A 26,372-nucleotide genomic window follows, 5' to 3' on the forward strand; every position below is an offset into this window, starting at 1 on the left:
TTTATTCCCCCAGTTCTTCCGCTTTCTTATTGACTAATATTTGGGCCAGTTTTTCATAGGTAGTAATAAAAGCAGTAATTTCTGCCTCGTCAAATTGGGTAATAATCGACTCCACTAACAATTGTACTTTTTCTTGGCAAGTTTCATAAAGAGTGTTACCTTCTGCAGTTAAAGTTAGATAAACCACTCTGCGATCGTTATCGTCACGAGTTCTTTGAATGAGTCCTCGTTCTGCCATCCGATTAATAATCGCAGTAATGGCACTTTTATTAACCTCAAAGGCATCGGCCAATTCGGTTGAGGTACACTCCTTCTTGTCGTGGATATATCGTAATATGTAATGCTGATCATTCGTGAGGTCATCACCAATTTGGCCCTTAATTAAATACTCTGCTTTTTTATGGACTTGAAAAGAAACGGACACATAACGATCAATTAATTCCTGGACGATGTCTTTATCCATCGTTTCATCACTCCATTTTATTCATATAGTTAAACTGTTTAACTATTCACCTGTTAAACTATATAATAAAACAATATTTGGTGTCAATTGAAATAAATTTAGCTCAAATAGGGGATTCCCATCAAAACTTAAGAACTTTTAAGGAAAAGTTAAGGAATAAACATAATACTAGATTTAGATTAGAAATTTTGGCATCCTGCGGGGAATTCAGGAAAGCAAAAAGGAGTAAGTAAGATGAAAAAATGGATTGTAATTGCGGGTAGCGTCTTAGTGGTTGGTTTTGTCGGATATCAATGGATACCTTCCCCATTAAGCACACAAACTGTATCCGCACAGGTAAGATCGGCGGTTGTTCAGAAGGGGACATTAAACATCAATATCAGTGGTTCAGGGACCGTTCAAGCGGTAACGAGCTATGATATTAAATCAAAGTTTGCTAATAACGAAATAGACGAAGTTCTCGCAGCGGTTGGCGAAAGCGTAAAGGAGGGTGATGAATTAATTACCTTTTCGGATGGAAGTGATCCTGTAACATCACCTGCTACAGGGGTTATTACGAGTTTAGCAGTTTCAGCAGGTGAGCGGGTCACGAATGGGCAGGTTGTTGCCCATGTCACAAATTACAATAAATTACAAACTGTGGTGCAAATTGATGAACTTGATATCGCAAAAATAAAAAAGAAGCAGCCGGTAGAATTATCCATTAATGCGTTTCCTGATCAAGTATTTACCGGCAAAGTGGCCGCTATTTCTGATGAAGGGACCTCTTCAAACGGAGTATCCACGTTCGCTGTGACCATTCATATTGATAAACCTGATCAACTGAAAGTCGGGATGAGTGCGGAAGCACGAATTTTAACGGAAAGTAAGAAAGATGCACTTTATGTTCCACTTGATGCGGTATACACTTCAAAGCAGGAGAAGTATGTTGTTATTAATTCAAAAATCGCTGGAGGTACGGTGTCCGGAAATGAGAAAAAAACAGTCCAAACCGGCCTGGCGAATGAGGATTACGTAGAAATAACTAAAGGTGTGACAGCAGGAGAAACAGTTAAATTACCTCAATTAGCAAAAGCAAGTGTATCAACGAACTCAAGTGGAAATAATCAAGTTAGTATTTTTGGCGGAATGGGTAATGCGGGCCGAATAAACCGGAACTTTAGTGGTAGAGGCGTTAATTAATGGAGGTAACTTGACCTCTTCTTGCACATTCAATATAAAGGAATCATAACCTTTATGTTATGATTCCTTTATATAATTACAGGTATTACTAATTCCTTCATCCTAGGAGAGATAGATATGCGTTTATTAGTTGTCGAAGATAATCTTCCTCTACTGGAATCGATTGTTCAGCTGTTATCAGATGAGTTTGAAGTGGACCAAGCATCAAACGGAGAGGATGCTTTATTTTTAGCGATGCAAAATATTCATGATGTCATTGTATTAGATGTCATGATTCCTGAAATTGATGGATTTGAAGTCCTGCAGACGATTCGTAAGGAAGGCTTAAAAATACCTGTTCTTTTTCTGACTGCGAGAGATTCACTCGAGGACCGTGTCAAAGGCCTGGATAGTGGTGGGGATGATTACTTAGTCAAACCATTTCAAGGAGCGGAGTTAAAGGCAAGGATTCGTGCCTTATTAAGGAGAAGCGGAAGCCTAACAACCAATCAAACAATCCAGTATCGTGGGATTGAATTGTTAGGGAAGGAACGAGACATTGTAGTCGATGGCAGCCAGATTAAACTGACAGCGAAGCAATATGAGCTATTAGAGTACCTCATTCAGAATAAAGGGGCAATCCTCACAAAAGAACAAATATATGACCGTGTCTGGGGCTTTGATTCCGATACAACGATCGCGATTGTGGAGGTATTCATGCATCATCTCCGCAAAAAATTAGAACCATCAGGTTACCAGTCTGATATTAAAACGATTCGTGGCGTCGGCTATATGTTAAACGAAGAATAGGAGCTCATATGTTTCGACAAACCCTTATTAAATTGACATTTCTTAATTCATTAGTAGTTATTGTTCTGATAAGCATACTTGGTGGCGTAATATATTTTTACACAAATCATCAACTCTATAAAGATGTTAACCAATCATTGTATGAATCGATGGATCATTTTGATCAGCAGCCGGATGGACGAGGTGATATGCGAGAGGGAAATGGGGGACCGATTCCGAAATTTGTAAGGAGAGACCCGAGGATATTAACCTTAATCTGGGATGAAAATGATCAGCTATTGTCAGAACAAAACCGAGATGCTGAACTCTTTCAGGATAATGAAAAGAGAATTCGCCCTACAGCCATGAATACTCTAACAGATGTCGATGTAGAAGATTTTTCTTTTCGATACATTGCCGTCGAGGCCAATCATCCTGAATTAGGAAAAATAACGGTACAATTCATTCGGAATGTAAACTCTGAGCAAGAATTACTTGAAAGATTATTATTGATTATGCTGGTGGGGATGGGAATCGGTATCCTTTGCGCGGTAGCCTCTGGTTACTTTTTAGCGGGAAAGGCACTTGTCCCGATTAAAAACGCCTGGCAAAAACAGTCGGAGTTTGTATCCGATGCTTCCCATGAGTTAAGGACCCCATTAGCGGTGATCCAAGCAAAGACGGAGGTGCTTTTTCGAGCACCTAAAGCAACGATTCAGGATAAAATTCTTGATATATCAACCATATCAAATGAATCAAGAAGGCTTTCGAAATTAGTGACCAACTTATTAACACTAGCAAGGTCGGATTCCAATCAAATTGAAGTGAAAAAAGAGGTCTTCCAGCTAGATCACCTTTTACTAGAGATTCTTCAACAATACGAAGAAATTGCGATGTATCAAGAAAAAACGCTCCGATTACAAGAATCCGAACCTGTTAAAATGTTAGCCGATAAAGCTAGAATTCATCAATTAATTGTCATTCTTTTAGACAATGCCTTGAAATATACGAATGAGGGCGGGGAGATTCTGCTTTCCTGCGGGCAAACACATAATTCTATTTTCCTTAAAGTGGATGACACCGGAATTGGCATCCCAGAGATGGATATTCCAAAAATCTTTGATCGTTTCTATCAAAGTGACAAAGCAAGGACTGCCGCCGAAGGTACTGGGCTCGGATTGTCGATTGCTAAGTGGATTATTGAGAAACATCATGGTAAAACCAAGGTGCAAAGTACGCTTGGCAAAGGAACAACGATTGAAGTCATTTTCCCACGTACCCCAAAAAGTTGATAAGACGTAATAAAGAAAAGCACACGAATGGATATCGTGTGCTTTTGACCTTTCTATTCAACAATGATTGTCCCTTTAAACATTTGCATTCCGCAACTAAACGTATATTCTCCAGATTTATCAGGTGTAAAGGTAAGTTTTGTCGTGCCTGTTTTAAGATTGACATTGTTTACATTAAAATCAGGAATCATGAAGGTAGATATACAATTACTACTGTCCAGTGGATTGGTAATTTCTAGTTCCACAGGCACTCCTTTTTTTACGCGGATGACGTTTGGAGTGTACCCTTGAGTAGTTACGTTCATCTTAACAATGGGTTTGCTTTCCTTGGTGACATCAACTTCTGTTTTAGGAACCTCTTGACTAGTGGTTTGTTTCGCTTCCGTTTGTGCTGTTTGACTTTTACCTGGGATTTCCACCATGTCACTGCTATACATAAATAAGAATAAAGAAACGAGCACCACACCACCTGCGATGATTGCAAACGGTGAGAGTTCTTGTGTATCAAGGGATAACTTATTATTCGATTCAACCTTAATATACATAATTACGAATCCAATAATTAAAATATAAAATCCCAATAGGATTCCTAACAAAATCGTCGGATTAATAAATTGGATAAATGCTCCGAGAATCGCGCCAATGATGCCGCCCATTAAACCGGAAATAGAGCCCATCAGAATCGCTAATATCCCGACAGGGTGCCCAGCTAAGAAACCGATGACGAAACCAATAATCATGCTGACTCCGACAACTAGAAAAATCTCGCCGGAAATGATGCCAATGATACTGCCGGTCAGTAACCCAGTGATTACCGCAATCACCATACTAAGCATTACCCCAGATGTTCCGGCTAGTTTATTTTTATTCCGGTAAACTGAATAGATTGAATAACCGGTGCCGGCAGCAACAATCACAGCTGAAAGAATCGCAAATATATTCATTTTATATCTCCTCTTAGTGTATATGGATTAACAACATAAGAGTATTATAAATGTAAATGACTACTTTAAATTTGTATTTTCAGTGATGAATTTGAACGTTTTATGACTATTGGTGAGGGATAGATTTCAGTTGAGAGCTATTGGGAGAGTTATTCCTTAGTTTCTTCTTTATCTAAAGTATTTTTAAAAATTCTTTTCATAGCTTCATTTTGCATTTTGATGTATTCAAGCAAGAATTCTTTTTCTTCTTCTTCTTTTTGGAGATCATCCTTTTCTTTTTCCACGCGAGCCACCCCATTTTTTCTAATTACTAGCATTTTAACTGATTTTTTCCTTCGAATAAAGTGAATTCGAAGGTTATTTAAACTCATCAGAAGAATATTCCATAAAAAAATTGACTTTTTTTACGCTGAAATATATAATTTTCAAAAATACTATTGAAACTGTGACGGGGATTAGTAAAGTGAACCGGTCTTACCAAGAGAGGGAACCAGTGGTGTGAGGTTCCTTAAGACAGTCATTTGAACCTGCTCCTGAGTTCTGTATCGAATTTGAAGATACATGCGGATAAAGTCCGTTATCATGGAAAGAGTATAAAGCAATTTGCTTTATGAATTTAGGGTGGTACCGCCAGGCCTTGGTCCCTTTTTTAGGATCAAGGCCTTTTTGTGTGGAAAAGCGGAAGCGCCCGTTTAAGTATATAAAAAAATAAGAGGTGTCAAACATGGCAAAAGAATTTGTAAAAGATGTAACGGCGATGGACGATGATTTCGCCCAATGGTACACAGATGTCGTCACAAAAGCGGATTTAATTGATTATTCAAGTGTACGCGGCTCCATGATTATCCGTCCATATGGCTATGCTTTATGGGATAATATTAAAAATGAACTCGATCGCCGCATTAAAGAAACTGGGCATGAAAATGTTTATATGCCTTTGTTTATTCCAGAGAGCTTGCTACAAAAAGAAAAAGACCATGTCGAAGGTTTTGCACCTGAAGTAGCATGGGTCACACACGGAGGATCTGAGCCACTTGCCGAACGACTAGTTGTTCGTCCTACATCAGAAGTACTTTTCTGCGAGCATTATAGCAATATCATTCATTCTTACCGAGATCTGCCTAAGCTTTATAATCAATGGGCGAACGTTGTCCGTTGGGAGAAAACAACGCGTCCATTCCTGCGGACATTAGAGTTTTTATGGCAGGAAGGTCATACAGCCCATGCGACTGACGAAGATGCAATGGAAGAAACCATTAAAATGCTAAACGTCTATGCGGCTATATGTGAAGAAATCCTTGCGATTCCAGTTGTCAAAGGACAAAAAACGGAAAAAGAAAAGTTTGCCGGTGCAAAAGCGACATTTACAATTGAAAGCTTAATGCATGATGGAAAAGCTTTACAGTCTGGAACTTCTCACCACTTTGGCACAGGTTTTGCTGAGGCATTTAACATTCAGTACACCGACAAAGAAGGAAAGCTGCAATATGTACATCAAACTTCTTGGGGCTTTACAACGAGAATTATTGGTGCGTTAATCATGGTCCACGGAGATGACCGCGGTCTTGTGATTCCGCCAAAAGCAGCACCAACTCAAGTGATGATTGTGCCAATTGCGCAGCATAAAGAAGGCGTGCTTGACTTTGCCTATGATTTGAAACAGTCACTTGGTAAGGTGGCCCGTGTTGATATTGATGCCAGCGATAAAAAGCCAGGCTGGAAATTTAATGAGTATGAAATGAAGGGTATTCCAGTTCGTCTTGAGGTGGGACCTAAAGACATTGAAAACAAGCAAGTGGTTTTAGTAAGACGCGATACGTTAGAGAAAGTCTTTGTTCCACTCGATCAATTAGAAACCAAGCTTGTTGAACTACTCGATGAAATTCAAACGAATTTATATAACAAAGCTCTAACTCATCGTGAAGAAAGAACAACGGTTGCGGTAACTCTTGATGAGTTAAAGGCATCACTTGAAGCAAAACCTGGTTTTATTAAGGCGATGTGGTGCGGTGAATTAGCTTGTGAGGAAAAAATTAAAGAAGATACCGGTGCAACTTCACGCTGTATGCCATTTGAGCAAGAAAAGCTGTCTGATAAGTGCGTTTGCTGCGGAAAAGATGCAGACAAGATGGTCTATTGGGCAAAAGCATACTAAAAATAGCAATTTTCGAGGGCTCTTCCTTATGGGGAAGGGTCTTTTTTATCCCTTCCTGAGCTACTATGATGGCCAGTATGGTTTCAATGGGCGAATTTTGAAGTTCAATGGGCGAATTTGATGATTCAATGGGCGAATTTGATGATTCAATGGGCAAATTTTGAAGTTCACTGGGCGAATTTCACAATTCAATGAGCGAATTCAAATCCTCGACCTAAAGAAAGAGGAATTACAACGAGAATAGCGAATGGTTTAAAGAAAGGAGGAAAGAATCATGAAACCAATTCTATTAAATATTCCAGAAGAGTTTTATACTGAAAGATTACTAATCCGTAAACCCTTACCCGGGGATGGTAAAGCTGTGTACCAAGCAATGCAAGCATCATTAACTGAATTAAAAGACTGGATGCCGTGGGCCCATCGCGAGCAAACAGCCGATGATGTGGAAGCAAATATGCGAGAAGCACATGCCAAGTTTTTAACACGCGAGGATTTGAGATTACATATTTTTCATAAAGAAACAGGAGAATTCATCGGTTCTTCTGGTTTGCATAGAATCAACTGGGATATTCCCAAGTTTGAGATTGGTTACTGGATTGATACGCGCTATAGAGGGAGTGGATATATCACCGAAGCGACTGAGGCGATCACTAATTTTGCCTTTATGGAACTAAAAGCAAAACGGGTTGAAATTCGCTGCGACTCGAAAAATACCAGAAGCCGGGCGATTCCTGAACGATTAGGATTTACTTTAGAGGGAATTTTACGTAAGGATGGGATTTCTGCAGACAGTAAAGAATTAAGAGATACATGTATCTATGCAAAAATAATTGAGGATTAAAAACACAAGAGTACTGGTCTCTACACAGTACTCTTGTGTTTTTTAATTAGTCAAGGATATATCTTTTTAAATAGAATTTTGTAATTGCTAAGTATTCGCGGGAATAGGATTTTATTACTGCGCTCCATGGAGTTGCTGCTGGAAGTCCATGTACCTCTAGGCCGTAATCACGAGCAATTGACACTCCTCGGTAGACATGAAAAGTATTTGTAACCACAAGACCAAGCTTTGCTCCGGTTGGAATCAGTCTCTTTGAAAACTTAATATTTTCATAGGTATCTGTTGATTGATCTTCTAAAATAATCCGCGACTCACTAATTCCTTGCTCGACAAGTTTTCTCCTGATTGATTCCGCTTCAGATATATCTTCACCCGGTCCTTTTCCTCCAGAGGTTATGACAATTGTCTCTTTGTTTTTCTTTAAATATTCTGCAGCTGAATTTATTCTGCTAGCCAACGCCAGAGAAGGAACGGTTCCCTTAACCCTTGCCCCAAGGACAATTAGATAGTCTGCATTTTTAGGTACTTCATTATGACTATATTGACTTATTTTAAATTGTAAAATGCCGATATAAATCAACCCCAAAGTAATTAGTAATCCTAACAATAAAAACACTCTTTTCCTATTTTTCATCGCTTCAATTCCATTTCATGTAATTTATTAAATCAATTAATCCTATTATACATAATAATAGAATCAATTAGTGGAAAATAATAACATAATGAAAGTAAAAAAAGGACTGGATTCAGTCCTTTTCTTTATTCGGATACCCAAGAAAGTCCCAGCGTGCCGACCCCCGTATGAACGCCAGCCACCGTAATCAACATCATTAATTCCGTTTCAATGTCTGGGAATGTTTCATTGACTAATTTTTCAAGTTGAACAGCTCGTTCGAGGTCGTTCGCATGAACGATGGCTGCTTTCTTAACACTCTTTGTTTCTAGGTCTTTTTTCAAATTATTTATCAACCACGCGATTGCTTTCTTTTCCGTGCGAACTTTATCTTTAATCTTAGCGCCACCGTCTTCAATCGCTAAGATTGGTTTAATATTAAATAAAGAAGCTAGTATAGCTTGGCCGCCAGATACTCTGCCGCTTTTTTTAAGCTGGTCCAAATTTGAAGGAACTAAAAATAAGCGTGTATGCTCGCGCAGTCCATTAAGTTGTGCAACGACTTCATTGATTTCAAGGCCTTTTTCTACTAGTTCAATCCCTTTTTTGATTAAGAAAGAGAGTGGGTAGGACCCTGTTAGTGAGTCAAGCGGGACTAATTTAAAATCAACCATTTCCGCTGCCATCACAGAGGTTTGAAAGGTACCAGATAATAGACTTGAAGCATGAATAGCTATCCCAAAATCATAGTCTTCCTTTAATTTTGAATAAAGGTTAACAAAATCACCAAGCGCCGGTTGCGATGTTTGAAATTTTGAATCTTCCTTTCGCATTCGCTCATAAAACTCTTTTTGCGTAATATCGATTGTTTCCTTATAGGATTCTTGGTTAATTACAATATTGAGGGGAACGACATATATATTATTTTTCTTAATAAATTCTTCGCTGAGAGAAGCCGTGGTATCCGTGATCCAGGCAATTTTTGCATTGTTCATTCTTATCCTCTTCCTCCAGTGAAAAGTGTGTAAGTATAATGATATCTAAACTCAACATTACAAGAATGTGTACTTTCAGACTAGTTATATTTGTCATGTTCAAAAGTGAACATTTTGTGACATGTTGGACTAGTTCAAATTATTCAAAAATAGCAATCTGTGATTTAAATCACTTAGTATCTGTATTTAATCTCATATAATCACTATGGCAATAGTAATTACATAAGGGGTGTTCGAATTGTTAAATACAAAAACAATTGAAATAGTTAAATCCACTGTACCAGTATTAGAAAAACACGGGGAAACGATTACCACTCGTTTTTACCAATTAATGTTTAGTAACCATCCTGAATTGTTAAATATCTTTAATCATGCCAATCAAAAACAAGGCAGACAGCAAAAAGCATTAGCAGGAACGGTTTATGCTGCTGCGATGTATATCGATAATTTAGGAGCTATTCTACCCGTGGTTAAACAAATTGCTCAAAAACACAGAAGCCTTGGCATTTTGCCTGAACATTATCCGATTGTTGGGAAACACCTTTTATTAGCGATTAAAGATGTGTTAGGTGATGCCGCAACAGACGAAGTTATCAATGCATGGGCAGAGGCGTACAATGTCATTGCCGATGTTTTTATCAGTGTAGAAGCAGAATTATATGATGAAACTGAACATCAACAGGGCGGCTGGTATGGGTTCCGCAATTTTATTGTAGCCCGTAAAGTGGTTGAAAGTGACGTCATTACTTCGTTCTACTTAAAACCAGAAGATAACAAAGGAATTGCAGATTTTATTCCTGGTCAATATATTAGTATCAAACTAGAAATAGCTGGTGAAACGTTCACCCATATCCGTCAGTACAGCCTCTCAGACGCACCGGGTAAAGATTATTACCGGATTAGTGTAAAGCGTGAAACAGGGACGGATAATCCTGATGGTATGGTTTCCAACTTCTTGCACAATGGAGTCAATGTAGGAGATATTTTAAAAGTTAGTGCTCCAGCAGGTGATTTTGTTCTTGATATGAACAAAAAAACTCCAGTAGTTTTACTTAGTGGCGGGGTTGGTTTAACGCCCATGATGAGTATGTTAAAAACGACAGTGGAAGCTCAGCCAAAACGTAAGGTCACATTTATCCATGCTGCTGCGAACGGTAATGTCCATGCGCTAAGAGACGAAGTCGAGGAAGTATCCAAACTTGAAAATGTACATGCCTATTTCTTCTATGATTCACCTACAGAAGAAGACCGCAAAAATAATCGTTTTGATGTAGAAGGCTATGTTACACGTGATTGGCTTCACGAAAAAATTGATACGAAGGAAGCAGACTTTTATTTCTGTGGACCTGTTCCTTTTATGAAGGCTATTAATCGATCATTAAAGGAAATTGGTATTACGGAAGACAGAATTCACTTTGAATTTTTTGGCCCGATGGGGAATTTAGAAGAATAGTAGCAAAACAAAACCGATTTCCAATGGAAGTCGGTTTGTCTTTTATTGCAGCACATAGCACTTAAAACATTTTGGAAATACCATAAAATTATGTTAAAGAATAGTGAATAATGGTTAAAATATTTTTATGGATGATTACCGAACAACGGCTAAAGGTCCTTTAAGGGAAAGGAGAGTTTTCATCAGTGCATTATTTAACAGCCATTATGAACGAGTATGGATACCTTGTCCTTTTTCTTTCAATCTCGCTAGGAATATTGGCACTCCCGGTCCCCATGGAAGCCATGCTTGCATATGCAGGGTTTTTATCATTTATTGGGCAATTAAATTGGTTCGGTAGTATTTTCGCTTCCGCGGCAGGTTCTACCGCTGGGATGCTCCTCTCGTATTGGGTAGGAAATAAGCTAGGTATAAAATTTTTTGAAAGGCATGGTAAGCGTATTCATATCGAGCCAGAAAAGTTAACTGCGATTTCGAGGTGGCTAAGTAGATTTGGAAATAAACTATTAATTATTTCATTATTTATCCCCGTTTTTAGACATTTTATTGGGTACTTTTCAGGAATCACTGGTGTTCCAATTAGAGTTTATACCCTGTATACAGGTATTGGCTCGACCATTTGGGTCTCCAGCTTTATTATTTTTGGTAAATTGCTTGGATCTCGATGGGAGCTTTTTTTTGAAGTCATCAAGAGATACGTAATCCTTACGTGTTTAGTTCTATTCATCCTTTTCGTAGTTATTTATTTGTTTAAAAAATTAAGGAATGTTGTGATTGAAACAGGTTCCAAATAGGAGAACCCATCTATTACAAAGGCAGCCTATATAGGTACCTTTGTTTTTTAATACAGAAAATCTCGATAAAGTTAACAAATATCGAATCTTTTATAATTGAACTCCATTTATAGTGGTTGAAAGTTTGATTCAATACTCAACTATGATTAAATAAAATATAGAAATAGCCAGAAAGGATGGTTCTTCATGAATAGGAATGTCATACGTTCGATCACGGGCATAGCGGTTTTATTTTGCCTCATCTGGCTGATCGGACTTGTCTGGGCAGTTGGGGAGTATTATGCCGGCAAACCAGAGAAGGTTCCAGAAGTAAAGACTGTTTCCAAAGTTGATACTAAAAAAGGGCTAACGATTGTGGCGTTAGGTGATTCTTTAACTCGCGGGACAGGGGATGAAACTGGAAAAGGCTATGTGGGCGTCTTGGTTGATGAAATCAAGAAGAAAACAAACCGGCCAGTTCAACTGACCAATCTAGGTATTAATGGTCAAAGATCTGATTCTTTGAAAAAGCAAGTCCAGGAAACCGAAGTTGGGCGGCAAATCGGGAAGGCAGATATGGTGTTAGTGACGATTGGTGGTAATGACTTGTTCAGAGGTGGACAAGGATTAGAGGATTTTGGAGCAAAAGATATTGCAGTGATTGAAAAGAAATACCTCAATAACTTAAAATTTGTTTTTGAGCAAATACGGAAAAACAACCCTAATGCCAATGTATTCTTCATCGGACTTTATAATCCTTTTATTGAATTAGATCAAGGAAAGGAAATGTCCAAAGTGGTCCGGCACTGGAATTATGACAGTGCAGAGGTGAGTGCTTCATTCCCCAAAATTATATTTGTTCCAACCTTTGATCTGTTTGAGTTAAAGGTGAATGACTATCTCTATGCTGACAAGTTTCACCCAAACTCAAAAGGGTATCGTTTAATTGCCGAACGGGTAGCTTCATTGCTTACCTGGTAAGGAGAGGAAATTGATGGAGAAAAAAATTACATTAGCAGTTAAGGATTTAAAAAAGGTAATTGGAAAAAAAGAAATCATTAAAGGATTGTCATTTGATTTACGGGAAGGAGAGGTGTTTGGTTTTTTAGGTCCAAATGGTGCTGGAAAAACCACCACTATCCGCATGCTAGTTGGATTAATCAAGCCTACTTCCGGCCACATTCAAATTTGTGGAGCAAATATAGAAGAGAAGTTTCAGGAGGCAATGTCAAACCTCGGATGTATTGTTGAAAATCCAGAACTATATCCATATCTATCAGGCTATAATAATCTCCTTCATTTTGCCAGAATGCTTGATGATATCGGAGAGGAACGAATTAAAGAGGTAACCGAACTTGTTGGTTTAACGGAAAGAATCCATGATAAAGTAAAAACTTATTCACTAGGGATGAGACAGCGTCTTGGTATTGCTCAAGCATTGCTGGGAAAACCAAAGGTGCTGATCCTCGATGAGCCAACAAATGGGCTCGACCCTGCAGGTATCCGCGAAATGCGTCAATTTATTCGCTTTCTTGCTGAAGATGAAGGTTTAAGTGTGCTAGTTTCAAGCCATCTATTAAGTGAAATCCAACTATTATGTGATCGTGTTGCGATTATTTCAAAAGGGACAATCATCCGAACAGATACAGTCCATGATTTGTTGTCAAACCGTGAACGGGTAGTTTGGCATCTTCAACCCCTTGAGCGGGGAAGGGAAGTACTGCGTTCATTAACAAAAATTGAAGATACAGTAGATGGCGCCATAATGACTGAATTTAATCAAGAAAAGATCCCGGTATGGAATAAACACCTAGTTGAAGCTGGTATTTCTGTGATGGAAATAAATCGAAAGATGCCAGTCCTTGAGGATTTATTCCTCGAACTTACGGGGGGTGACCTGATTGAATAAGCTAATTCAGAATGAAATGATGAAACTGATTGCCAAGAAACGACTCATTGTTATTGCCATCATTATTGGCGTTCTTGTTATGTTATTTACATATGCACAATATAAACAGGTTCAGACACAACGAGAAAAATTAGGAACCAGTGACTGGCGAACGATTTTACAACAGCAAATTGTGGATACAACAAATCGCTTGAGCAGCAGTCGAATTTCAGACGAATGGAAGAAACAGTTGCAAATCTCCTTACAACAGCAACAATATTATTTAGATCATGATATCAATCCCTCTGAACCAGGGGCACCAACATTTATGAGAATATTCCTGGAAAATTCAATTGATTTATTTATCCCATTAATGGTCATGGTGATTGCAAGTGATTTGGTTTCATCCGAGCACAGCTTAGGTTCGATAAAACTGCTCTTGACGAGGCCTGTGAAACGTTGGAAGATCCTCTTGAGTAAATATTGGACACTTTGTTTAGCTGTTTCTTTAATTATTGCAATCGCAGGAATTCTTTCCTATCTGATATCAGGTGTGGTGTTTGGCTATAAAGGGTGGGGAGCCCCAATCTTAACAGGTTTTAATGTAACGGAAACGGGGTTAAATACATCAGAAGTCAAGCTTATGGGTCAGTGGAAATTTTTATTAATGGACTTTGGGCTCGTCTGGTTTGTTTCAATAGTCGTTGGTACACTTTCCTTTATGTTGTCTGTATTAATTCGTAGTACGGCAGCAGGCATGGGTGTAATGCTCGCGTCCCTAATCTCTGGCGCCATTCTTACAAACATGGTTTCCTCTTGGGAATCTGCAAAGTACTTTTTTATGGTTAATTTACGTCTAACTGATTACATGAAAGGGTCCGCTCCACCAATTGAAGGCATGAACCTGTCATTCTCAATCCAAGTACTTTTAGTGTGGTGGGCAGCTGCTTTGTTTGTTTCCTTTTTCGTCTTTACAAAAAGAGATGTTTATTAAAGAAAGACTCTTTCCATTTTCATGGAAATAGTCTTTCTTGTGATTATACCAATTTATGAAAGTTCAAACTTGAAAGAAAATAATAAAATTAATAAAATAAAGTGAGGAGATTATTGACAAACGGAGGAGTGTCTAATGTCATTTGCAATAAAAAAAATCGACCATATCCAGCTTGCGGCTCCTAAGGGCTGTGAAGAAGCAGCAAGGGAATTTTTTAGCGGAATACTAGGATTATTAGAAGTTGAAAAGCCTGAGGAATTAAAAAAGCGGGGCGGAGTATGGTTCGAGTTTGGGACTTTTCAACTTCACATTGGAGTAGAGGAACCGTTTACACCAGCTAAAAAAGCACATCCTGCCTTTGTTGTAGAAAATCTCGAGGTGCTAAAAGGACATCTTCGTGAAAAGGGTATTACATTTTATGAAGATGATCTTCTTCCAGGGGCGAGCAGAATTCATATGCACGATCCCTTTGGTAACCGTCTTGAATTATTGGAATGGCATTAGGTAATTGTTAAAATAGGAATAAACAGCCCCACTCTATTGGAGTGGGGCTGTCTGCCTTTAATTGGGGGATTGAAGGCTCTTTATATCTTAGGGATAATTCTATTCAAATTCCAGAAAGGGGGGGACCATCTGGAAAGGGAAATAAGCATAAATAAATGGTTTCAGTTATTGTTTTGCAGTAACTTTTAATGGTTGTCTGTCTACACCAAAGTGTTGCTTAAGGATCAACGAAGGACCGCCAAGATTAAACAGGTAACGGGCTTCAATGACTAACTTCATAAATGCTCCGATTAAGCCTGACAGACGGACAGAACCTACTTTACCAACTCCGGCAGAAAGTCCAATTGAAGCAACAGAGCCTTTGTGGTGATATTCAAAAGCAGTTAGTGATTCACCGCGTAGTGTAGCGACTATGTTTTTTGCACAAACAGGCGCTTGCTGCAAGGCTACTTGTGCAGTTGGTGCTAAAGCAGTTTTTTCATCCTTCATGAATAGGGAGCAATCTCCGATACTAAACACATTTTTTGTATTCTTAACTCGAAGATATGGATCTACAGCAAGCTTGCCTCTTTCAATTGGTAAGCCCCATTTTTGAACAATTGTGTTACCTTGAACGCCACATGACCATACAATTGTCTTGGTAGGAACCTCGATATTATTCTCAAGAATCACTTTATCAGCTGTACACTCAAGAATTTTGGTGGCTGTAATTAATTTAATATTCAACTTTTCTAAGACTTCTGTCGTATATTGGACAGATTGCTTAGGGAAGAAAGGGATAACCGATGGAGCTGCTTCAATTCCGATAATTTGAACCTTTTCAAACGGAACCTCATGTTCTTTACAAAGTTTAGGTAAACCATCAGCCAACTCTCCAAGCAATTCGATCCCTGTAAATCCGCCGCCAGCGACAACGAAGGTTAACCGTGAAGGATCTTGATCTTCTTTATATAGGTTTAGCTGTTTTTTAATTTGGTGGTAAATAGCTTTTGAACTCCGAAAGCTGCGCAGTTCAAAGGCATGCTCTTTCACACCAGGCGTTCCGAAGGTTTGACCTTCAAACCCTAATGCTACTAATAAGTAATCATATTTGACCGCCTCTCCGCCTTCCAGTTGTACTTCTTGATTAGCAGTGTCAACATTGGATACGGTAGCCGTAATAAAGTTAGTTTTATCAGGATTAATTAATTCTGGTATAGACATGGCAATTTGCTTATCTGATGCCGTTCCAACACCTGTTTTATGTAATTGTGTTGTAATATAGTGGTACTCATGTTTATTAATTAATGTCACATCTGCTTCACCAGATTTAAGTAGCTTTTCTAATTTTTTGCTTGTGATAATTCCGCCGTATCCTCCACCTAGGATGACGATTTTTGGTTTGTTCATAACTTCCCACTCCCATATATAGTAAGGTACTTTTTCTACGATTATTGTGAAATCATTCACATAGGGCTTTTTAAAAAATAGAGCCAAGGCCCTTTAGTAATTGTGAAATGTTTCACATATCTTCTATGTACTTAGAATACGATAATTCAAGAATAAACTCAAGAGGTTTATCACTAAATATTTGTCAAATTGGTAAATTTTTTTTGAAAAACTGGGAATGATAAATCCGTACCAAAAAAAGGATTATTTTACTAATTAAAAGGATTGGAAGGAGATACTTATGAAGAAGATAATGTCGTTGTTAGCATTGGGCTTAATATTGTCAGTACCTGGAATGGCTGCAGCAAATCACACGGCACCTGATACCACAAATGGAACGCAAAGGGAAAAAGCCCCTTGTGATTGTCATGAAGACGGACATCACCACATGATGCATAAAGATTGGCAAGCAAAAATGGAAGAAAGACAGAAAATGCTTCTATCTTGGGTGGATCAGTACACACCCGAGAAAAAAGCAGAATGGACTGCAGTCATTGCAGAAAAGAAGACGTTGAGTAACCAATGGATGAGTCCAGAAAATGCTGCAAAACGTGAGCAATGGAAAAAAGAGAAAATGGCAAAAATTGATCAACTGAAAAAGCAATTTGATGCTGGAAAGATAACAAAAGAAGAATTTATTAAACAAGCACATGGCGGTAAAGAAATGTCCCATTGGAAAACATTTCATGAGTTAAGGTTAGCAGTTGAAAAAAAGGACAATAAGCAGAGTTCGTTACTACTAAATCAACTGTTAGAGCAAACTAAGCAGCATAATGAGAAGATTAAGGGACTCTTGAAAAAGTAATAAGCTTCAAAATGAAAAACTAATTCAATTCGATTTAGTCAGATTGTCGAGAAAGGGTGCTTTTCTCGGCAATTTTTCTTTTCACCGGAACAATTTATTGATTTTGTCCCTGCTAATGGTCCTGTTGATTTCCGCGGAAGGCACGCAGACTCCTGCGGGAGTACGGGGCAGGGGAGACCCCGCAGGAGCGTAGCGACGAGGAGGCTCCCCGCAACGCCCGCGGAAAGCGAAGTGCCTGGAGCGCCAATCAACAGACAAGTCTCAAAGCGTTTACTAATAATATTATAATGAATTAACGCCGTAAATTATTAAAGTTTTTGTATAAAATAAAGGGCTGTCGAGAGTTTTTAGACAGCCTGACTAATTCAATTCGAATTAGTTTTTTTAATACGTTAAATTCACTTTTCTGACCATCAAGGGGGATGATTGTAAATAATTACTGTTGTTAAATAAGTTATTAAAGGGAACATTTAAGAATGATTAACACTGAGGAGGTTTGTAATGAAAAGAAAAAATCTAATGATGACTACCGTTGCACTTGGTGCAGCCTATCTACTCCGAAATCCTAACTCGCGAAAAAAATTAATGAATCAAGTTCAGGCTTTTACAAAGAAATAAGAAGTCAAAAACATCCCCATCAAATTGAAGGGGATGTTTTCATTAAATATCAACTATCATTATTTCTTTAAATTAATGGTTGTTTGTTTGCTTTCTTGGATATCTTCAATTATTTCTTCTTTAATATCATCAGCAATTCCTTCTGTCGCTTTTTTGAATTCGCGAATCGAACGGCCAAATGCGCGGCCGACTTCGGGGAGTTTGTTTGGACCAAAGATGACTAAGGCGACGATTAAAATTAAAATTAATCCTGGTACACCAATATTAGAAAACATTTATTCATCTCCTACTGGATTAAATCACTTTGCACGTAATGATACAGTAATTTAGCTGTATTAGCAATGGAAGATTCATGGGTTCTCTCAAACGCGTGTGAAGAATCAATACCAGGTCCAATTAAGCCATGGACGATATCATGACCGGAGCGGATCGCGGCTGAGGCATCTGACCCATAGAAAGGATAAATGTCTAATTTATATTCGACGTTGTTTTCTACAGCTAGACGAACTAAATTTTTCCGTAATCCATAATGGTAAGGACCACTTGCATCCTTTACACAAATGGAAACAGTATACTCATCCGTTGACTGTCCGTCACCCATTGCTCCCATGTCGACTGCTAAATACTCCACTGTTTCAGGAGTAATATTCGAGTTCCCGCCGTAACCAATTTCTTCATTGTTAGAAATTAAGAAATGGGTAGTATAGGGAAGGGCTATGTTTTCCTGCTTAATTTGTTTAATCAATTGCAGTAAAATGGCCACACTTGCTTTGTCATCCAAATGACGTGATTTTATATAGCCGCTTGGTGTTATCTCGACACGGGGGTTAAACGAAACAAAATCACCTACCTCAATTCCCAACGCACGAACTTCCTCGGCATTATGTACTTTTTCATCTATCCTTATTTCGATATTTTCCTGATTTCGTTCTGCCTTCCCAGCATCTTTATACACATGGACAGAAGTTTGATGCATTAAAATCGTTCCAGTAATCTTTTTGCCGCTGTTTGTTTCAATTTGACAATATTCTCCTTCAATAGAATTGAACTTAAATCCGCCAATTAAATCAATTTTTAAGCGGCCATTTGATTTTACTTCCTTCACCATCGCACCAAGCGTGTCAACATGAGCTGTCAACATACGATGCTTACTTGAATTTTCACCTTCAATTGTAGCTATTAATCCACCTTTACGGTTTCGATAGGTTGAAATTTGTAACTCGGACAGGTAGTTTTCAACGAAAGTAATCACTTCATGTGTATTCCCTGATGGGCTTGGTATCGACACTAAATCCGCGATTAATTTCAGTGTTTCTTTTGAATTAGTATTTAGCACTGCTGTAACCCCTTTCAGAATGTTCATTCCTTACTATTATACATAATTATGAAAATCATGTGTTTATCGGTGATTATCGTCAACTATTAGTGTCCATTAGCATAAATTAACCAGTGATAAATTTTTTTAGATAGATTAAAAAATGAGGGTTTGGGCAATGATTGAAGTATTCTAACTATTTGAAAAATTAATTTGCCCGATCATTTATTACAGGAGGAAAAAAGTTGACCAGAGTTGAACTATACCATACTAAGCCGAAGCGATCTCCGTTGAAGGGTTTATTTTTTTTAATCGTCGTGTGCCTTATAGTTACAGCTAGTTTCATTGTATTTCGTCACTATTATCAAAATACAATTAAAATAGAAGCACCGATTGAAAACCCTGGACAGAAGGTAGTGATTCATTTGCCAAATGGGCAGAAAGTATATACCTATGATAGATTACTTATCGAAAAAGATGGAAAAACCTATTATAAAGGTGAGCGGAACACGATTGATTTAACAGGCGGAACAGTTAATTATGAAGAGTGGAAATGAGTTTGACCGATTGAAAGAAGGGACTAGCAGAAGCTAGTCCCTTCATTTATTTAAACCAACCTTTTTTCATAAACCAAATAGACATACCAATTGCTACAAGAACCATGACACCTAGCGTGGCAAAATATCCATATTTCCAGGTTAATTCTGGCATATAGTGAAAATTCATTCCATACAAACCTGCAATGAAGGTTAGCGGCATGAAAATCGTGGTAATTACCGTTAAAACCTTCATGACATGATTGGTTTGATGAGAATTTAGTGAGATATAGCTGTCGCGGATATCTGTTGTTAATTCACGATTGGCTTCAATCATCTCTGATAATTTAAGTAAGTGGTCATGAATATCAGAATAATATTCCCATTTTCCTTGAATAGACGACATCCGCTGCGAATTAAGAACCCTGTAGATCAGGTCACGCATTGGTGTAATCGTATGCCTGAGCGATAGAAGGTGATGTCTTGTATCAAATAAATCCTCCAACAATTCTTCCATTGTTCTTCTTTTAGAATTCTCGTCAATTTCATTTAAGCGGTCTTCAATCTGATAAACGAGAGGGAAATAGTTATCAACCATTTTATCGAGGACAAGGTATAATACATGCGAAGGATCCCACTTCTCAGTGCTTGTTGACAAAGTAAATTTATTCCACACATCGTCAATTTCAGGTGAAAATTGATGATGAAAAGTAATTATGTAGTTTTTACTCAGAAAAAAATCAATTTCTTCTCTTGTTATCATCTTTTGATTTAAGGCTTGTGTAACAAAAAAAGTATATTCCTCATAATAATCAAGCTTCGGGCGTTGTAAATTATGGATACAATCTTCAATTGCCAAGGGATGAAAATGAAAAGGTTCGCGAAGGAATTCAATTTCTTCATCCGTTGGTATATTAAAATCTACCCAATACCAATGAAAATCTCCGTTTAATACATCTCGGATTGTTAAGTCTTTAACTAATTCATTCTTTTTATTTACTGCAATTGTCCTAATCATATTAACTCCTTCTCTATTTGACCGTTCTATTAGGATGGTATGGTTTAGGAATAAAATACCATCAAATGAGGAATTTATAAAGAAATAAAAAAGAGGCACTCTAAGTAGAATGCCTCTTAATTGGAATCATTGTTATAGACTGGGTGAAGTTTCTTTATTCCGCATTGCTTGTGGAATATAAACGCAGAATGGTTCACTTTCCATATAGTCGCCCGTTACAGCATAGGTGCGTGAACGAGAACCGCCACACATTTTGTTATATTCACACACGCCGCATTTTCCTTTGTAGTTATCAGGCTGGCGTAATTCTTTAAATACTTTCGCCTCACGGTAAATTTCTGCAAGCGGTGTTTCGCGAACGTTTCCACCGACAATTGGAAGTAATCCACTTGGCATGACATCGCCGATGTGAGATACAAAAGCGAAGCCATTTCCGTCATTTACACCTTTTGGAGCCCGCTTAAGACCGTCATGCATGGAAGCAAAATCGGTAGTAATCGAGTCTTCGTAATGAATTTCGCCTTTTTCAATTAATTGGTCACGCGTTTTTTGTTGTAAAACCACACGGCGGTAATGTTGTGCCGCTGTTGTCTTAATATCATATGGAGCCGTTTTACTTAATTCATAAAGCCAGCGGAACACTTTTTCATGCTCTGCAGGGGATATACATGCATCCATTTGACCTCTGCCTGTTGGAACAAGTAAGAAAATATACCACATTACAGCGCCAAGCTCACCAACGAGCTTTGCCATCTGTTCAAGCGAGTCATAATTATAACGAGAGATTACGGTATTGATTTGCAACGGCATATCTAATTCGTTAAGATATTTAATTTTTTCAACCGTTAAGTCAAATGAGCCAGGAGTTCCGCGGAAATGATCATGAATTTCTGGAGTAGGACCATCTAAGCTAAAGCCCCAGCGAGAAAGACCGACATCCTTGAAGAGTTTCATTTTTTCTTTGGTAACATTAGCAGTCGCACTAGGTGTCATTGAAACACGCATGCCTTTTTTGATTGCATAATCTGCAAGCTCATAAAGGTCTTCTCTCATCATACAATCTCCGCCCGTGAAAACGAGCATCGGATTATCCATTTCATAAATTTGATCAATAAGATTGATACCTTCTGCATGTGAAAGTTCACGTGGGTCTGGAGTCAGCTGCGCATCGGCACGGCAGTGAACACATTTCAATTGACAGGCTCTTGTTACTTCCCAAATGACTATAAATGGATTCTTATCATAATCTATTACATTTCGCATTCCATGAGGATGCCCCATAGCATGTGGATGTCCTTTTCCGATTCCTTGCATCATCATCACCCAAATCATTAGTATTTTAAAACCATGTTTATAAGTTTATTATAGGTTTATCAGCCGTTAGTGCATGGAAGTATTGTTACAATATTTCTACATTACAAGTGTGAATTATCAGACACCTAAAAAATTATTAATTCCTTGTATTACATTTATGTTACAAAAATATTATTGAATAATTTAAGAACACAAAGTAATACTCGTATACATAGGGTTTAGGCATAATTGCTTGAAATATTTACGGTTTTCTTTGTTAAAAGTGGGATAGATTTCCTTGTAAGCCATATCTTTGGGGATTTAACCAATCCTTTATAGTCGTTTATGATGGATTTACATAAACGAAATGAAGGGGTGCTACGATGAAAAAACAGCTACTATCATTCGCAGCGACAGCAGGAATCTTGTTTTCTACATTTACTGGAACGGCAAGTGCCCACGAAAACATTTATACAGTACAATCTGGGGATACGCTTTGGAAAATTTCTCAAGCTAACTCAATCTCTATTGCAGACTTGAAAACTTGGAATCACTTAACTACTGATACTATTTATTTAAATCAGAAATTAACATTACTAGCACCACACAGCCATGAGACAACAACTGTTTCTTATACAGTTCAAAAAGGCGACACATTATACCTAATCGCTGTCCGAAACACTTTAACTGTTGCTCAGTTAAAGTCACTGAATAATCTTACATCTGATACTATCTATGTTGGGCAAGTTCTGAAAGTATCGTCTACAGGGATAACCACACCAACAGTTTCAAAAGCACAAATGGTGATGGATGAAGCTAAAAAGTATATTGGGACACCATATTTATGGGGCGGAAATACACCAGCAGGTTTTGATTGCAGTGGATTTACTAGTTATGTCTATAATAAAGTGGGAGTATCCATCCCTCGCACGGCAGCTACACAGTGGTCAGGACTGAAAGCTGTTAGCACACCGCAACCAGGGGACCTTGTATTCTTTGAGACATATGCGCCAGGTCCAACACATGTAGGGATTTATTTAGGCAACAACCAATTCATTCAAGCAGGTTCAAAAGGTGTTTCGATTGCTGATATGACAAATACCTATTGGAAACCAAAATACCTTGGTGCAAGAACAGCGTTTTAATAGATAAGTAGGGAGTCTTTCAATACTGAAAGGCTCTTTTCATTTTCAGGCTAAGAAAAATTATTTCAATATAATTTTGTAACGAAATTGTAATTTCGATGTGATGTCGCTGTTACAACTATCTAGTATATTAAAACTATCAAATCGCACTAGGAGGTAACAATCATGCTAAAGAAATTTATCGTCACATTTATCATTATCGTTTCTTCTGGCTCTTTGTTTGCTAACATGGGTGATCAAGCGGAAGCAGCTTATTATAATTCAAAAGCAGTTACGGTCGCGAAGGCTAATATAGGAGTACCATATCGTTGGGGCGGAATCTCACCAAGCGGTTTTGATTGTTCAGGGCTTGTTAAATATTCGTATTCAAAAGCTGGAAGAACGCTAAACAGAACAGCTGCTGGAATGTTCTATGGAAACGGATATCGTATTTATAATTATATCCAGCCAGGTGATTTAATGTTCTTTGCGCCAACTAAGGCAAGTCAACCGACACATGTAGCGATGTATATTGGAAATGGCAAAATGATTATGGCTTCTTCCTCAAAAGGAGTCATGATTACAAGCACAAACAATCCATATTGGCATGCCAGATACGTTGGAACTAAACGCGTTTAAAGACCATCCTAGATGGTCTTTTTTTCATATCTTTCTATCTATTTTTCAAAAAATTAAAAATATAGTATGATAAATTTATGCGAAAAATCGAACGTAATGGGGGAGCTTAATGGGTAAAAGAACGATTAGTATTGGCATCCTACTAGTAATTATAACGATTGGTTTCTTTCAAAAGGATGAGTTACTGCACCTTGTAAAACAAGGCGGAACGATATCCATTTTCATAAGCATGTTATTAGTAGCAATTTGTGTGTTTTTTCCCGTCATTCCCTTTCCTGTATTAGCTGGCACGATTGGCGCGGCATTTGGAACAACTCAAGGGATGATTGTATCCTTAACAGGTGCAATAGCAGGAACGATGGCTTTCTTTTTCCTATCCAGGTATGGTTTTCGCGATTATGCGCAGCAAAAACTGATGCACTATCCAAAAGTTCTGGAATATGATGAGTTTCTAAAGAAAAATTCCTTTGTCGCCATATTAACTTGTCGATTAATCCCAATCATTCCAGCACCCGTCGTTAATATTATTTGTGGATTAAGTCATGTCAACTGGCTAACATTTTTTACGGCATCGCTAATTGGAAAAATCCCAAATATCTTACTATTGTCTTATGCCGGAGCATCATTTAGTAATAACAAACTGTATTCTGTTGGAATATATATAGCTTATATTTTTATTATTTTTTTAATTAATTTTTTTATTATTTATCGAAAACAAGCAAAAAAATCACTGGATTAAACTACTTCTTGAATGTTTAAATCATTTTGCGTTTCCACAGTGATGATATCCTTAAAGAAGCTTTTTAAGATTAGCCATTTTGCTGGATAACTGTAAATGAAATCTTCCATTACTTGTGAAGAGTAATATAAAAAGCAATCAACATGAATTTTTTCTTTCTTAAGGTCGTAAAGCAGTGCATGTGGAATCGTGTAATAGTCATTCAACTGGTAGGGATTGAACTTTATTACTTGTATATTTTGGTCATTAATAAATTTCTTTACAGATTGTTCTTGTAAGGAAACACTTTCTTCTTTACTTAGTCCATTTAAACAAATACGATCATTAATAAAATATATTCCCTGCATAAATAACACCTCAATTTTCCCTTAATTGATATTGTTATTGACAGGGATTAAAAGAAGTATACTTCTTTTAGAAAATACATATGGAGAGAAAAAAATGATTAGTGCCGCATTACATGGATTTATTTTAGCTTTTGGACTCATTCTGCCGCTTGGAGTCCAAAATGTGTTTATATTTAATCAAGGGGCATTGCAGTCTCGGTGGATCAACGTACTGCCGGTTGTTTTGACCGCTTCCATTTGTGATACATTCCTTATATCCTTAGCTGTTTTTGGTGTCTCTGCGGTAGTATTAGGGATTACCTGGATAAAGATGGCGTTATTGCTTGGAGGAATTCTTTTCTTACTATACATGGGGTATTCTACGTGGAAAAGTAAACCAAGTGACGAGAAAACAACGGGTGAGAAATTCTCGCCCCAAAAACAGATAATGTTTGCTGCCTCAGTCTCTTTATTGAACCCTCATGCAATTATGGATACCATTGGAGTCATTGGTACTAGTTCCTTATCCTATTCGGGGTCAGCCAAAATTACCTTCATGATAGTATGTATTTTGGTTTCCTGGGTTTGGTTCTTTGCTCTTTCGATTGTTGGTCGATGGGTTGGAAATATAGATCAGTCTGGGAGATTTATTCTTTTATTAAATAAACTGTCCGCGTTAATAATGTGGGGTACAGCGCTCTATCTACTGTTTTCATTTTGACAAAAAAATTACCCAGCCATTGGCTGGGTATTCAAAGAATCTATATTTTAAGGGGGCGGAGGTTTAAGGTTCTTCCGTGAACCTGTTTATATCTTAATGGACAATTATTAATAAACTATGAACGAATGATTAATAGTTTAAGAAAAGAGAGTATTACTTTTTTGTTGCAGTAGCTGACAAATGTCCATTGTCCCTATTCTAAAATCATGATAATTTGATGAATATCAAATATCGTTCATTATTGGAAGGAATTGAATTAAAATGGCAGCAACACATGTTTTTTCAAAGAAAGAGGAATTAGCAAATTCCATTACACATGGAGTAGGGGCATTGCTTAGTATTTCGGCTTTAGTTTTATTAATTGTTTATTCATCCCTTTATGGGAATGTCTGGCATATTGTCAGTTTCACGCTCTTTGGTGTGACAATGTTTATTCTTTATGTATCCTCCACCCTGCTCCATAGCTTCCCCGAAGGAAAAGTTAAGGATCTTTTCGAAATTTTTGACCATTCGTCTATTTACTTTTTTATTGCGGGTACCTATACACCGTTTTTACTTGTTGTAATTAAAGGAACACTCGGCTGGACACTTTTTGGAATCGTTTGGGGCCTTGCAATTGCTGGTACCGTCTTTAAATGTTTTTTTGTGAAAAAGTACTTATTTTCCTCAACTGCGCTCTATGTAGTCATGGGCTGGCTAATTGTCTTTGCATGGAAGCCTTTGGTCAATAATCTAGCACCGGAGGGGATGACCTATTTAATTATTGGCGGTGCACTTTATACGCTTGGTGCCATTTTCTATGTTTGGCGTGGGTTTAGGTATCATCATGCGGTGTGGCATCTGTTCGTATTGGCAGCTAGTGTCGCGCACTTTTTTTGCGTGCTGTTTTATGTCTTGCCGATTAACTAAAAGAAACAGACTCGATTTGAACTGCCCCGTAAATGT

At 37.8% G+C, this 26,372-nt stretch carries 29 protein-coding genes and 1 other annotated feature; of the genes, 18 read left to right on the forward strand and 11 right to left on the reverse strand.

Annotation, left to right across the window (positions count from 1 at the left end):
• Nucleotide 1 precedes the first annotated feature (1 nt).
• Nucleotides 2-463 carry a MarR family winged helix-turn-helix transcriptional regulator gene (locus tag V7121_RS06875; protein WP_335546127.1) on the reverse strand — a complete coding sequence of 154 codons (462 nt, stop codon included), beginning with the start codon at nucleotides 461-463 and terminating at the stop codon, nucleotides 2-4.
• 234 nt (nucleotides 464-697) lie between these two features.
• On the opposite strand from V7121_RS06875, the gene V7121_RS06880 reads away from it, so the two are divergent.
• The 3 genes from V7121_RS06880 (at nucleotide 698) to V7121_RS06890 (ending at nucleotide 3,705) form a co-directional block, all read left to right on the forward strand.
• On the forward strand, nucleotides 698-1,645 hold the full coding sequence (locus tag V7121_RS06880; protein ID WP_335546128.1) for an efflux RND transporter periplasmic adaptor subunit: 948 nt from the start codon (nucleotides 698-700) through the stop codon (nucleotides 1,643-1,645).
• Nucleotides 1,646-1,762: 117 nt separating this feature from the next.
• A complete protein-coding gene (locus tag V7121_RS06885) occupies nucleotides 1,763-2,434 on the forward strand; it encodes a response regulator transcription factor (protein WP_335546130.1) in 672 nt (223 codons plus the stop codon).
• A gap of 8 nt (nucleotides 2,435-2,442) precedes the next feature.
• Nucleotides 2,443-3,705, forward strand: coding sequence for a sensor histidine kinase (locus tag V7121_RS06890; RefSeq protein ID WP_335546132.1), 1,263 nt, complete (start codon nucleotides 2,443-2,445; stop codon nucleotides 3,703-3,705).
• Nucleotides 3,706-3,758: 53 nt separating this feature from the next.
• Here the strand turns inward: V7121_RS06890 and V7121_RS06895 are convergent, their stop codons facing one another.
• Nucleotides 3,759-4,649, reverse strand: coding sequence for a cupredoxin domain-containing protein (locus tag V7121_RS06895; RefSeq protein ID WP_335495056.1), 891 nt, complete (start codon nucleotides 4,647-4,649; stop codon nucleotides 3,759-3,761).
• A 149-nt stretch (nucleotides 4,650-4,798) separates the two neighbouring features.
• Nucleotides 4,799-4,933 (reverse strand): hypothetical protein, encoded by a 135-nt coding sequence (locus V7121_RS06900; RefSeq protein ID WP_335546133.1) that lies wholly within the window; start codon nucleotides 4,931-4,933, stop codon nucleotides 4,799-4,801.
• Nucleotides 4,934-5,085: 152 nt separating this feature from the next.
• Nucleotides 5,086-5,298, forward strand: a binding site (T-box leader).
• Between the two features lie 75 nt (nucleotides 5,299-5,373).
• On the opposite strand from V7121_RS06900, the gene proS reads away from it, so the two are divergent.
• The gene (gene proS, locus V7121_RS06905) at nucleotides 5,374-6,804 is read left to right on the forward strand and encodes a proline--tRNA ligase (RefSeq protein WP_335546135.1); all 1,431 of its coding nucleotides are present in this window, start codon (nucleotides 5,374-5,376) and stop codon (nucleotides 6,802-6,804) included.
• Nucleotides 6,805-7,078: 274 nt separating this feature from the next.
• Nucleotides 7,079-7,645: a GNAT family N-acetyltransferase gene (locus tag V7121_RS06910; protein WP_335495051.1), complete on the forward strand. Its 567-nt coding sequence runs from the start codon at nucleotides 7,079-7,081 to the stop codon at nucleotides 7,643-7,645.
• 46 nt (nucleotides 7,646-7,691) lie between these two features.
• Here V7121_RS06910 and V7121_RS06915 read toward each other — a convergent pair whose 3' ends face one another.
• Both V7121_RS06915 and V7121_RS06920 read right to left on the reverse strand, forming a co-directional pair.
• Complete coding sequence (locus tag V7121_RS06915) at nucleotides 7,692-8,279, reverse strand: YdcF family protein (RefSeq protein ID WP_335495050.1); 588 nt, start codon at nucleotides 8,277-8,279, stop codon at nucleotides 7,692-7,694.
• A 125-nt stretch (nucleotides 8,280-8,404) separates the two neighbouring features.
• A complete protein-coding gene (locus V7121_RS06920; RefSeq protein WP_335546136.1) occupies nucleotides 8,405-9,253 on the reverse strand; it encodes a DegV family protein in 849 nt (282 codons plus the stop codon).
• A 238-nt stretch (nucleotides 9,254-9,491) separates the two neighbouring features.
• Here V7121_RS06920 and hmpA point away from each other — a divergent pair, with 238 nt between their 5' ends.
• The 6 genes from hmpA to V7121_RS06950 all read left to right on the forward strand — a co-directional run bounded on the left by hmpA (nucleotide 9,492) and on the right by V7121_RS06950 (nucleotide 14,865).
• The gene (gene hmpA, locus V7121_RS06925) at nucleotides 9,492-10,706 is read left to right on the forward strand and encodes an NO-inducible flavohemoprotein (RefSeq protein WP_335546137.1); all 1,215 of its coding nucleotides are present in this window, start codon (nucleotides 9,492-9,494) and stop codon (nucleotides 10,704-10,706) included.
• A gap of 185 nt (nucleotides 10,707-10,891) precedes the next feature.
• On the forward strand, nucleotides 10,892-11,500 hold the full coding sequence (locus tag V7121_RS06930) for a DedA family protein (RefSeq protein ID WP_335546139.1): 609 nt from the start codon (nucleotides 10,892-10,894) through the stop codon (nucleotides 11,498-11,500).
• A 186-nt stretch (nucleotides 11,501-11,686) separates the two neighbouring features.
• The gene (locus V7121_RS06935; RefSeq protein ID WP_335495043.1) at nucleotides 11,687-12,460 is read left to right on the forward strand and encodes an SGNH/GDSL hydrolase family protein; all 774 of its coding nucleotides are present in this window, start codon (nucleotides 11,687-11,689) and stop codon (nucleotides 12,458-12,460) included.
• 13 nt (nucleotides 12,461-12,473) lie between these two features.
• A complete protein-coding gene (locus V7121_RS06940) occupies nucleotides 12,474-13,388 on the forward strand; it encodes an ABC transporter ATP-binding protein (RefSeq protein WP_335495041.1) in 915 nt (304 codons plus the stop codon).
• The gene (locus V7121_RS06945) at nucleotides 13,381-14,361 is read left to right on the forward strand and encodes an ABC transporter permease (RefSeq protein ID WP_335546140.1); all 981 of its coding nucleotides are present in this window, start codon (nucleotides 13,381-13,383) and stop codon (nucleotides 14,359-14,361) included. The genes V7121_RS06940 and V7121_RS06945 overlap by 8 nt, the downstream gene beginning before the upstream one ends.
• A 135-nt stretch (nucleotides 14,362-14,496) precedes the next feature.
• Nucleotides 14,497-14,865, forward strand: a complete 369-nt coding sequence (locus tag V7121_RS06950; RefSeq protein ID WP_335495038.1) for a glyoxalase — start codon at nucleotides 14,497-14,499, stop codon at nucleotides 14,863-14,865.
• A gap of 165 nt (nucleotides 14,866-15,030) precedes the next feature.
• Here V7121_RS06950 and V7121_RS06955 read toward each other — a convergent pair whose 3' ends face one another.
• A complete protein-coding gene (locus V7121_RS06955) occupies nucleotides 15,031-16,254 on the reverse strand; it encodes an NAD(P)/FAD-dependent oxidoreductase (protein WP_335546142.1) in 1,224 nt (407 codons plus the stop codon).
• A gap of 280 nt (nucleotides 16,255-16,534) precedes the next feature.
• On the opposite strand from V7121_RS06955, the gene V7121_RS06960 reads away from it, so the two are divergent.
• On the forward strand, nucleotides 16,535-17,098 hold the full coding sequence (locus tag V7121_RS06960) for a hypothetical protein (RefSeq protein ID WP_335546144.1): 564 nt from the start codon (nucleotides 16,535-16,537) through the stop codon (nucleotides 17,096-17,098).
• 677 nt (nucleotides 17,099-17,775) lie between these two features.
• On the opposite strand, the gene V7121_RS06965 is transcribed toward V7121_RS06960, so the two are convergent.
• Both V7121_RS06965 and V7121_RS06970 read right to left on the reverse strand, forming a co-directional pair.
• Nucleotides 17,776-17,991, reverse strand: coding sequence for a twin-arginine translocase TatA/TatE family subunit (locus V7121_RS06965; protein WP_335495034.1), 216 nt, complete (start codon nucleotides 17,989-17,991; stop codon nucleotides 17,776-17,778).
• An 11-nt stretch (nucleotides 17,992-18,002) separates the two neighbouring features.
• Nucleotides 18,003-19,052, reverse strand: a complete 1,050-nt coding sequence (locus tag V7121_RS06970) for a M42 family metallopeptidase (RefSeq protein WP_335546146.1) — start codon at nucleotides 19,050-19,052, stop codon at nucleotides 18,003-18,005.
• A 224-nt stretch (nucleotides 19,053-19,276) separates the two neighbouring features.
• Between V7121_RS06970 and V7121_RS06975 the strand changes: the two genes are divergently transcribed.
• On the forward strand, nucleotides 19,277-19,588 hold the full coding sequence (locus V7121_RS06975; RefSeq protein WP_335495030.1) for a hypothetical protein: 312 nt from the start codon (nucleotides 19,277-19,279) through the stop codon (nucleotides 19,586-19,588).
• A 46-nt stretch (nucleotides 19,589-19,634) separates the two neighbouring features.
• Here V7121_RS06975 and corA read toward each other — a convergent pair whose 3' ends face one another.
• Together corA and V7121_RS06985 are read right to left on the reverse strand one after the other, a co-directional pair.
• Nucleotides 19,635-20,585 (reverse strand): magnesium/cobalt transporter CorA, encoded by a 951-nt coding sequence (corA, locus tag V7121_RS06980; RefSeq protein ID WP_335495028.1) that lies wholly within the window; start codon nucleotides 20,583-20,585, stop codon nucleotides 19,635-19,637.
• Nucleotides 20,586-20,717: 132 nt separating this feature from the next.
• The gene (locus tag V7121_RS06985; RefSeq protein WP_420490550.1) at nucleotides 20,718-21,899 is read right to left on the reverse strand and encodes a TIGR04053 family radical SAM/SPASM domain-containing protein; all 1,182 of its coding nucleotides are present in this window, start codon (nucleotides 21,897-21,899) and stop codon (nucleotides 20,718-20,720) included.
• 362 nt (nucleotides 21,900-22,261) lie between these two features.
• Here V7121_RS06985 and V7121_RS06990 point away from each other — a divergent pair, with 362 nt between their 5' ends.
• From V7121_RS06990 to V7121_RS07000, 3 genes are all read left to right on the forward strand, one after another.
• Nucleotides 22,262-23,023, forward strand: a complete 762-nt coding sequence (locus V7121_RS06990) for a C40 family peptidase (protein WP_335495026.1) — start codon at nucleotides 22,262-22,264, stop codon at nucleotides 23,021-23,023.
• Nucleotides 23,024-23,188: 165 nt separating this feature from the next.
• Nucleotides 23,189-23,641: a C40 family peptidase gene (locus tag V7121_RS06995; RefSeq protein WP_335495025.1), complete on the forward strand. Its 453-nt coding sequence runs from the start codon at nucleotides 23,189-23,191 to the stop codon at nucleotides 23,639-23,641.
• 109 nt (nucleotides 23,642-23,750) lie between these two features.
• A complete protein-coding gene (locus tag V7121_RS07000) occupies nucleotides 23,751-24,380 on the forward strand; it encodes a TVP38/TMEM64 family protein (protein WP_335546148.1) in 630 nt (209 codons plus the stop codon).
• On the opposite strand, the gene V7121_RS07005 is transcribed toward V7121_RS07000, so the two are convergent.
• The gene (locus V7121_RS07005) at nucleotides 24,377-24,727 is read right to left on the reverse strand and encodes a hypothetical protein (RefSeq protein ID WP_335495021.1); all 351 of its coding nucleotides are present in this window, start codon (nucleotides 24,725-24,727) and stop codon (nucleotides 24,377-24,379) included. The two genes, V7121_RS07000 and V7121_RS07005, sit on opposite strands and share 4 nt — an antisense overlap.
• Before the next feature lie 94 nt (nucleotides 24,728-24,821).
• Between V7121_RS07005 and V7121_RS07010 the strand changes: the two genes are divergently transcribed.
• Together V7121_RS07010 and trhA are read left to right on the forward strand one after the other, a co-directional pair.
• Nucleotides 24,822-25,427 carry a LysE/ArgO family amino acid transporter gene (locus tag V7121_RS07010; RefSeq protein ID WP_335495019.1) on the forward strand — a complete coding sequence of 202 codons (606 nt, stop codon included), beginning with the start codon at nucleotides 24,822-24,824 and terminating at the stop codon, nucleotides 25,425-25,427.
• 261 nt (nucleotides 25,428-25,688) lie between these two features.
• Entirely contained in the window at nucleotides 25,689-26,336 is a 648-nt protein-coding gene (gene trhA / locus V7121_RS07015) for a PAQR family membrane homeostasis protein TrhA (RefSeq protein ID WP_335546150.1), read from the forward strand.
• Nucleotides 26,337-26,372: the final 36 nt, after the last annotated feature.

This window comes from Neobacillus drentensis, assembly GCF_036962125.1.
In the GTDB taxonomy this organism is placed as follows: Bacteria; Bacillota; Bacilli; order Bacillales; family Cytobacillaceae; genus Neobacillus; species Neobacillus drentensis_B.

Bases quoted from the DNA above. Each gene is read 5' to 3' on its own strand.
- V7121_RS06910 (WP_335495051.1), top strand. From the start codon at position 7,079: ATGAAACCAATTCTATTAAATATTCCAGAAGAGTTTTATACTGAAAGA.
- V7121_RS06985 (WP_420490550.1), bottom strand. From the start codon at position 21,899: ATGCAAGGAATCGGAAAAGGACATCCACATGCTATGGGGCATCCTCAT.
- V7121_RS06955 (WP_335546142.1), bottom strand. From the start codon at position 16,254: ATGAACAAACCAAAAATCGTCATCCTAGGTGGAGGATACGGCGGAATT.
- V7121_RS06895 (WP_335495056.1), bottom strand. From the start codon at position 4,649: ATGAATATATTTGCGATTCTTTCAGCTGTGATTGTTGCTGCCGGCACC.
- V7121_RS06920 (WP_335546136.1), bottom strand. From the start codon at position 9,253: ATGAACAATGCAAAAATTGCCTGGATCACGGATACCACGGCTTCTCTC.
- V7121_RS07000 (WP_335546148.1), top strand. From the start codon at position 23,751: ATGGGTAAAAGAACGATTAGTATTGGCATCCTACTAGTAATTATAACG.
- V7121_RS06990 (WP_335495026.1), top strand. From the start codon at position 22,262: ATGAAAAAACAGCTACTATCATTCGCAGCGACAGCAGGAATCTTGTTT.
- trhA (WP_335546150.1), top strand. From the start codon at position 25,689: ATGGCAGCAACACATGTTTTTTCAAAGAAAGAGGAATTAGCAAATTCC.
- corA (WP_335495028.1), bottom strand. From the start codon at position 20,585: ATGATTAGGACAATTGCAGTAAATAAAAAGAATGAATTAGTTAAAGAC.
- V7121_RS06885 (WP_335546130.1), top strand. From the start codon at position 1,763: ATGCGTTTATTAGTTGTCGAAGATAATCTTCCTCTACTGGAATCGATT.
- V7121_RS06890 (WP_335546132.1), top strand. From the start codon at position 2,443: ATGTTTCGACAAACCCTTATTAAATTGACATTTCTTAATTCATTAGTA.
- V7121_RS06935 (WP_335495043.1), top strand. From the start codon at position 11,687: ATGAATAGGAATGTCATACGTTCGATCACGGGCATAGCGGTTTTATTT.
- V7121_RS07010 (WP_335495019.1), top strand. From the start codon at position 24,822: ATGATTAGTGCCGCATTACATGGATTTATTTTAGCTTTTGGACTCATT.
- V7121_RS06965 (WP_335495034.1), bottom strand. From the start codon at position 17,991: ATGTTTTCTAATATTGGTGTACCAGGATTAATTTTAATTTTAATCGTC.
- V7121_RS06940 (WP_335495041.1), top strand. From the start codon at position 12,474: ATGGAGAAAAAAATTACATTAGCAGTTAAGGATTTAAAAAAGGTAATT.
- V7121_RS06950 (WP_335495038.1), top strand. From the start codon at position 14,497: ATGTCATTTGCAATAAAAAAAATCGACCATATCCAGCTTGCGGCTCCT.
- V7121_RS06915 (WP_335495050.1), bottom strand. From the start codon at position 8,279: ATGAAAAATAGGAAAAGAGTGTTTTTATTGTTAGGATTACTAATTACT.
- proS (WP_335546135.1), top strand. From the start codon at position 5,374: ATGGCAAAAGAATTTGTAAAAGATGTAACGGCGATGGACGATGATTTC.
- V7121_RS06960 (WP_335546144.1), top strand. From the start codon at position 16,535: ATGAAGAAGATAATGTCGTTGTTAGCATTGGGCTTAATATTGTCAGTA.
- V7121_RS06875 (WP_335546127.1), bottom strand. From the start codon at position 463: ATGGATAAAGACATCGTCCAGGAATTAATTGATCGTTATGTGTCCGTT.
- V7121_RS06995 (WP_335495025.1), top strand. From the start codon at position 23,189: ATGCTAAAGAAATTTATCGTCACATTTATCATTATCGTTTCTTCTGGC.
- V7121_RS07005 (WP_335495021.1), bottom strand. From the start codon at position 24,727: ATGCAGGGAATATATTTTATTAATGATCGTATTTGTTTAAATGGACTA.
- V7121_RS06880 (WP_335546128.1), top strand. From the start codon at position 698: ATGAAAAAATGGATTGTAATTGCGGGTAGCGTCTTAGTGGTTGGTTTT.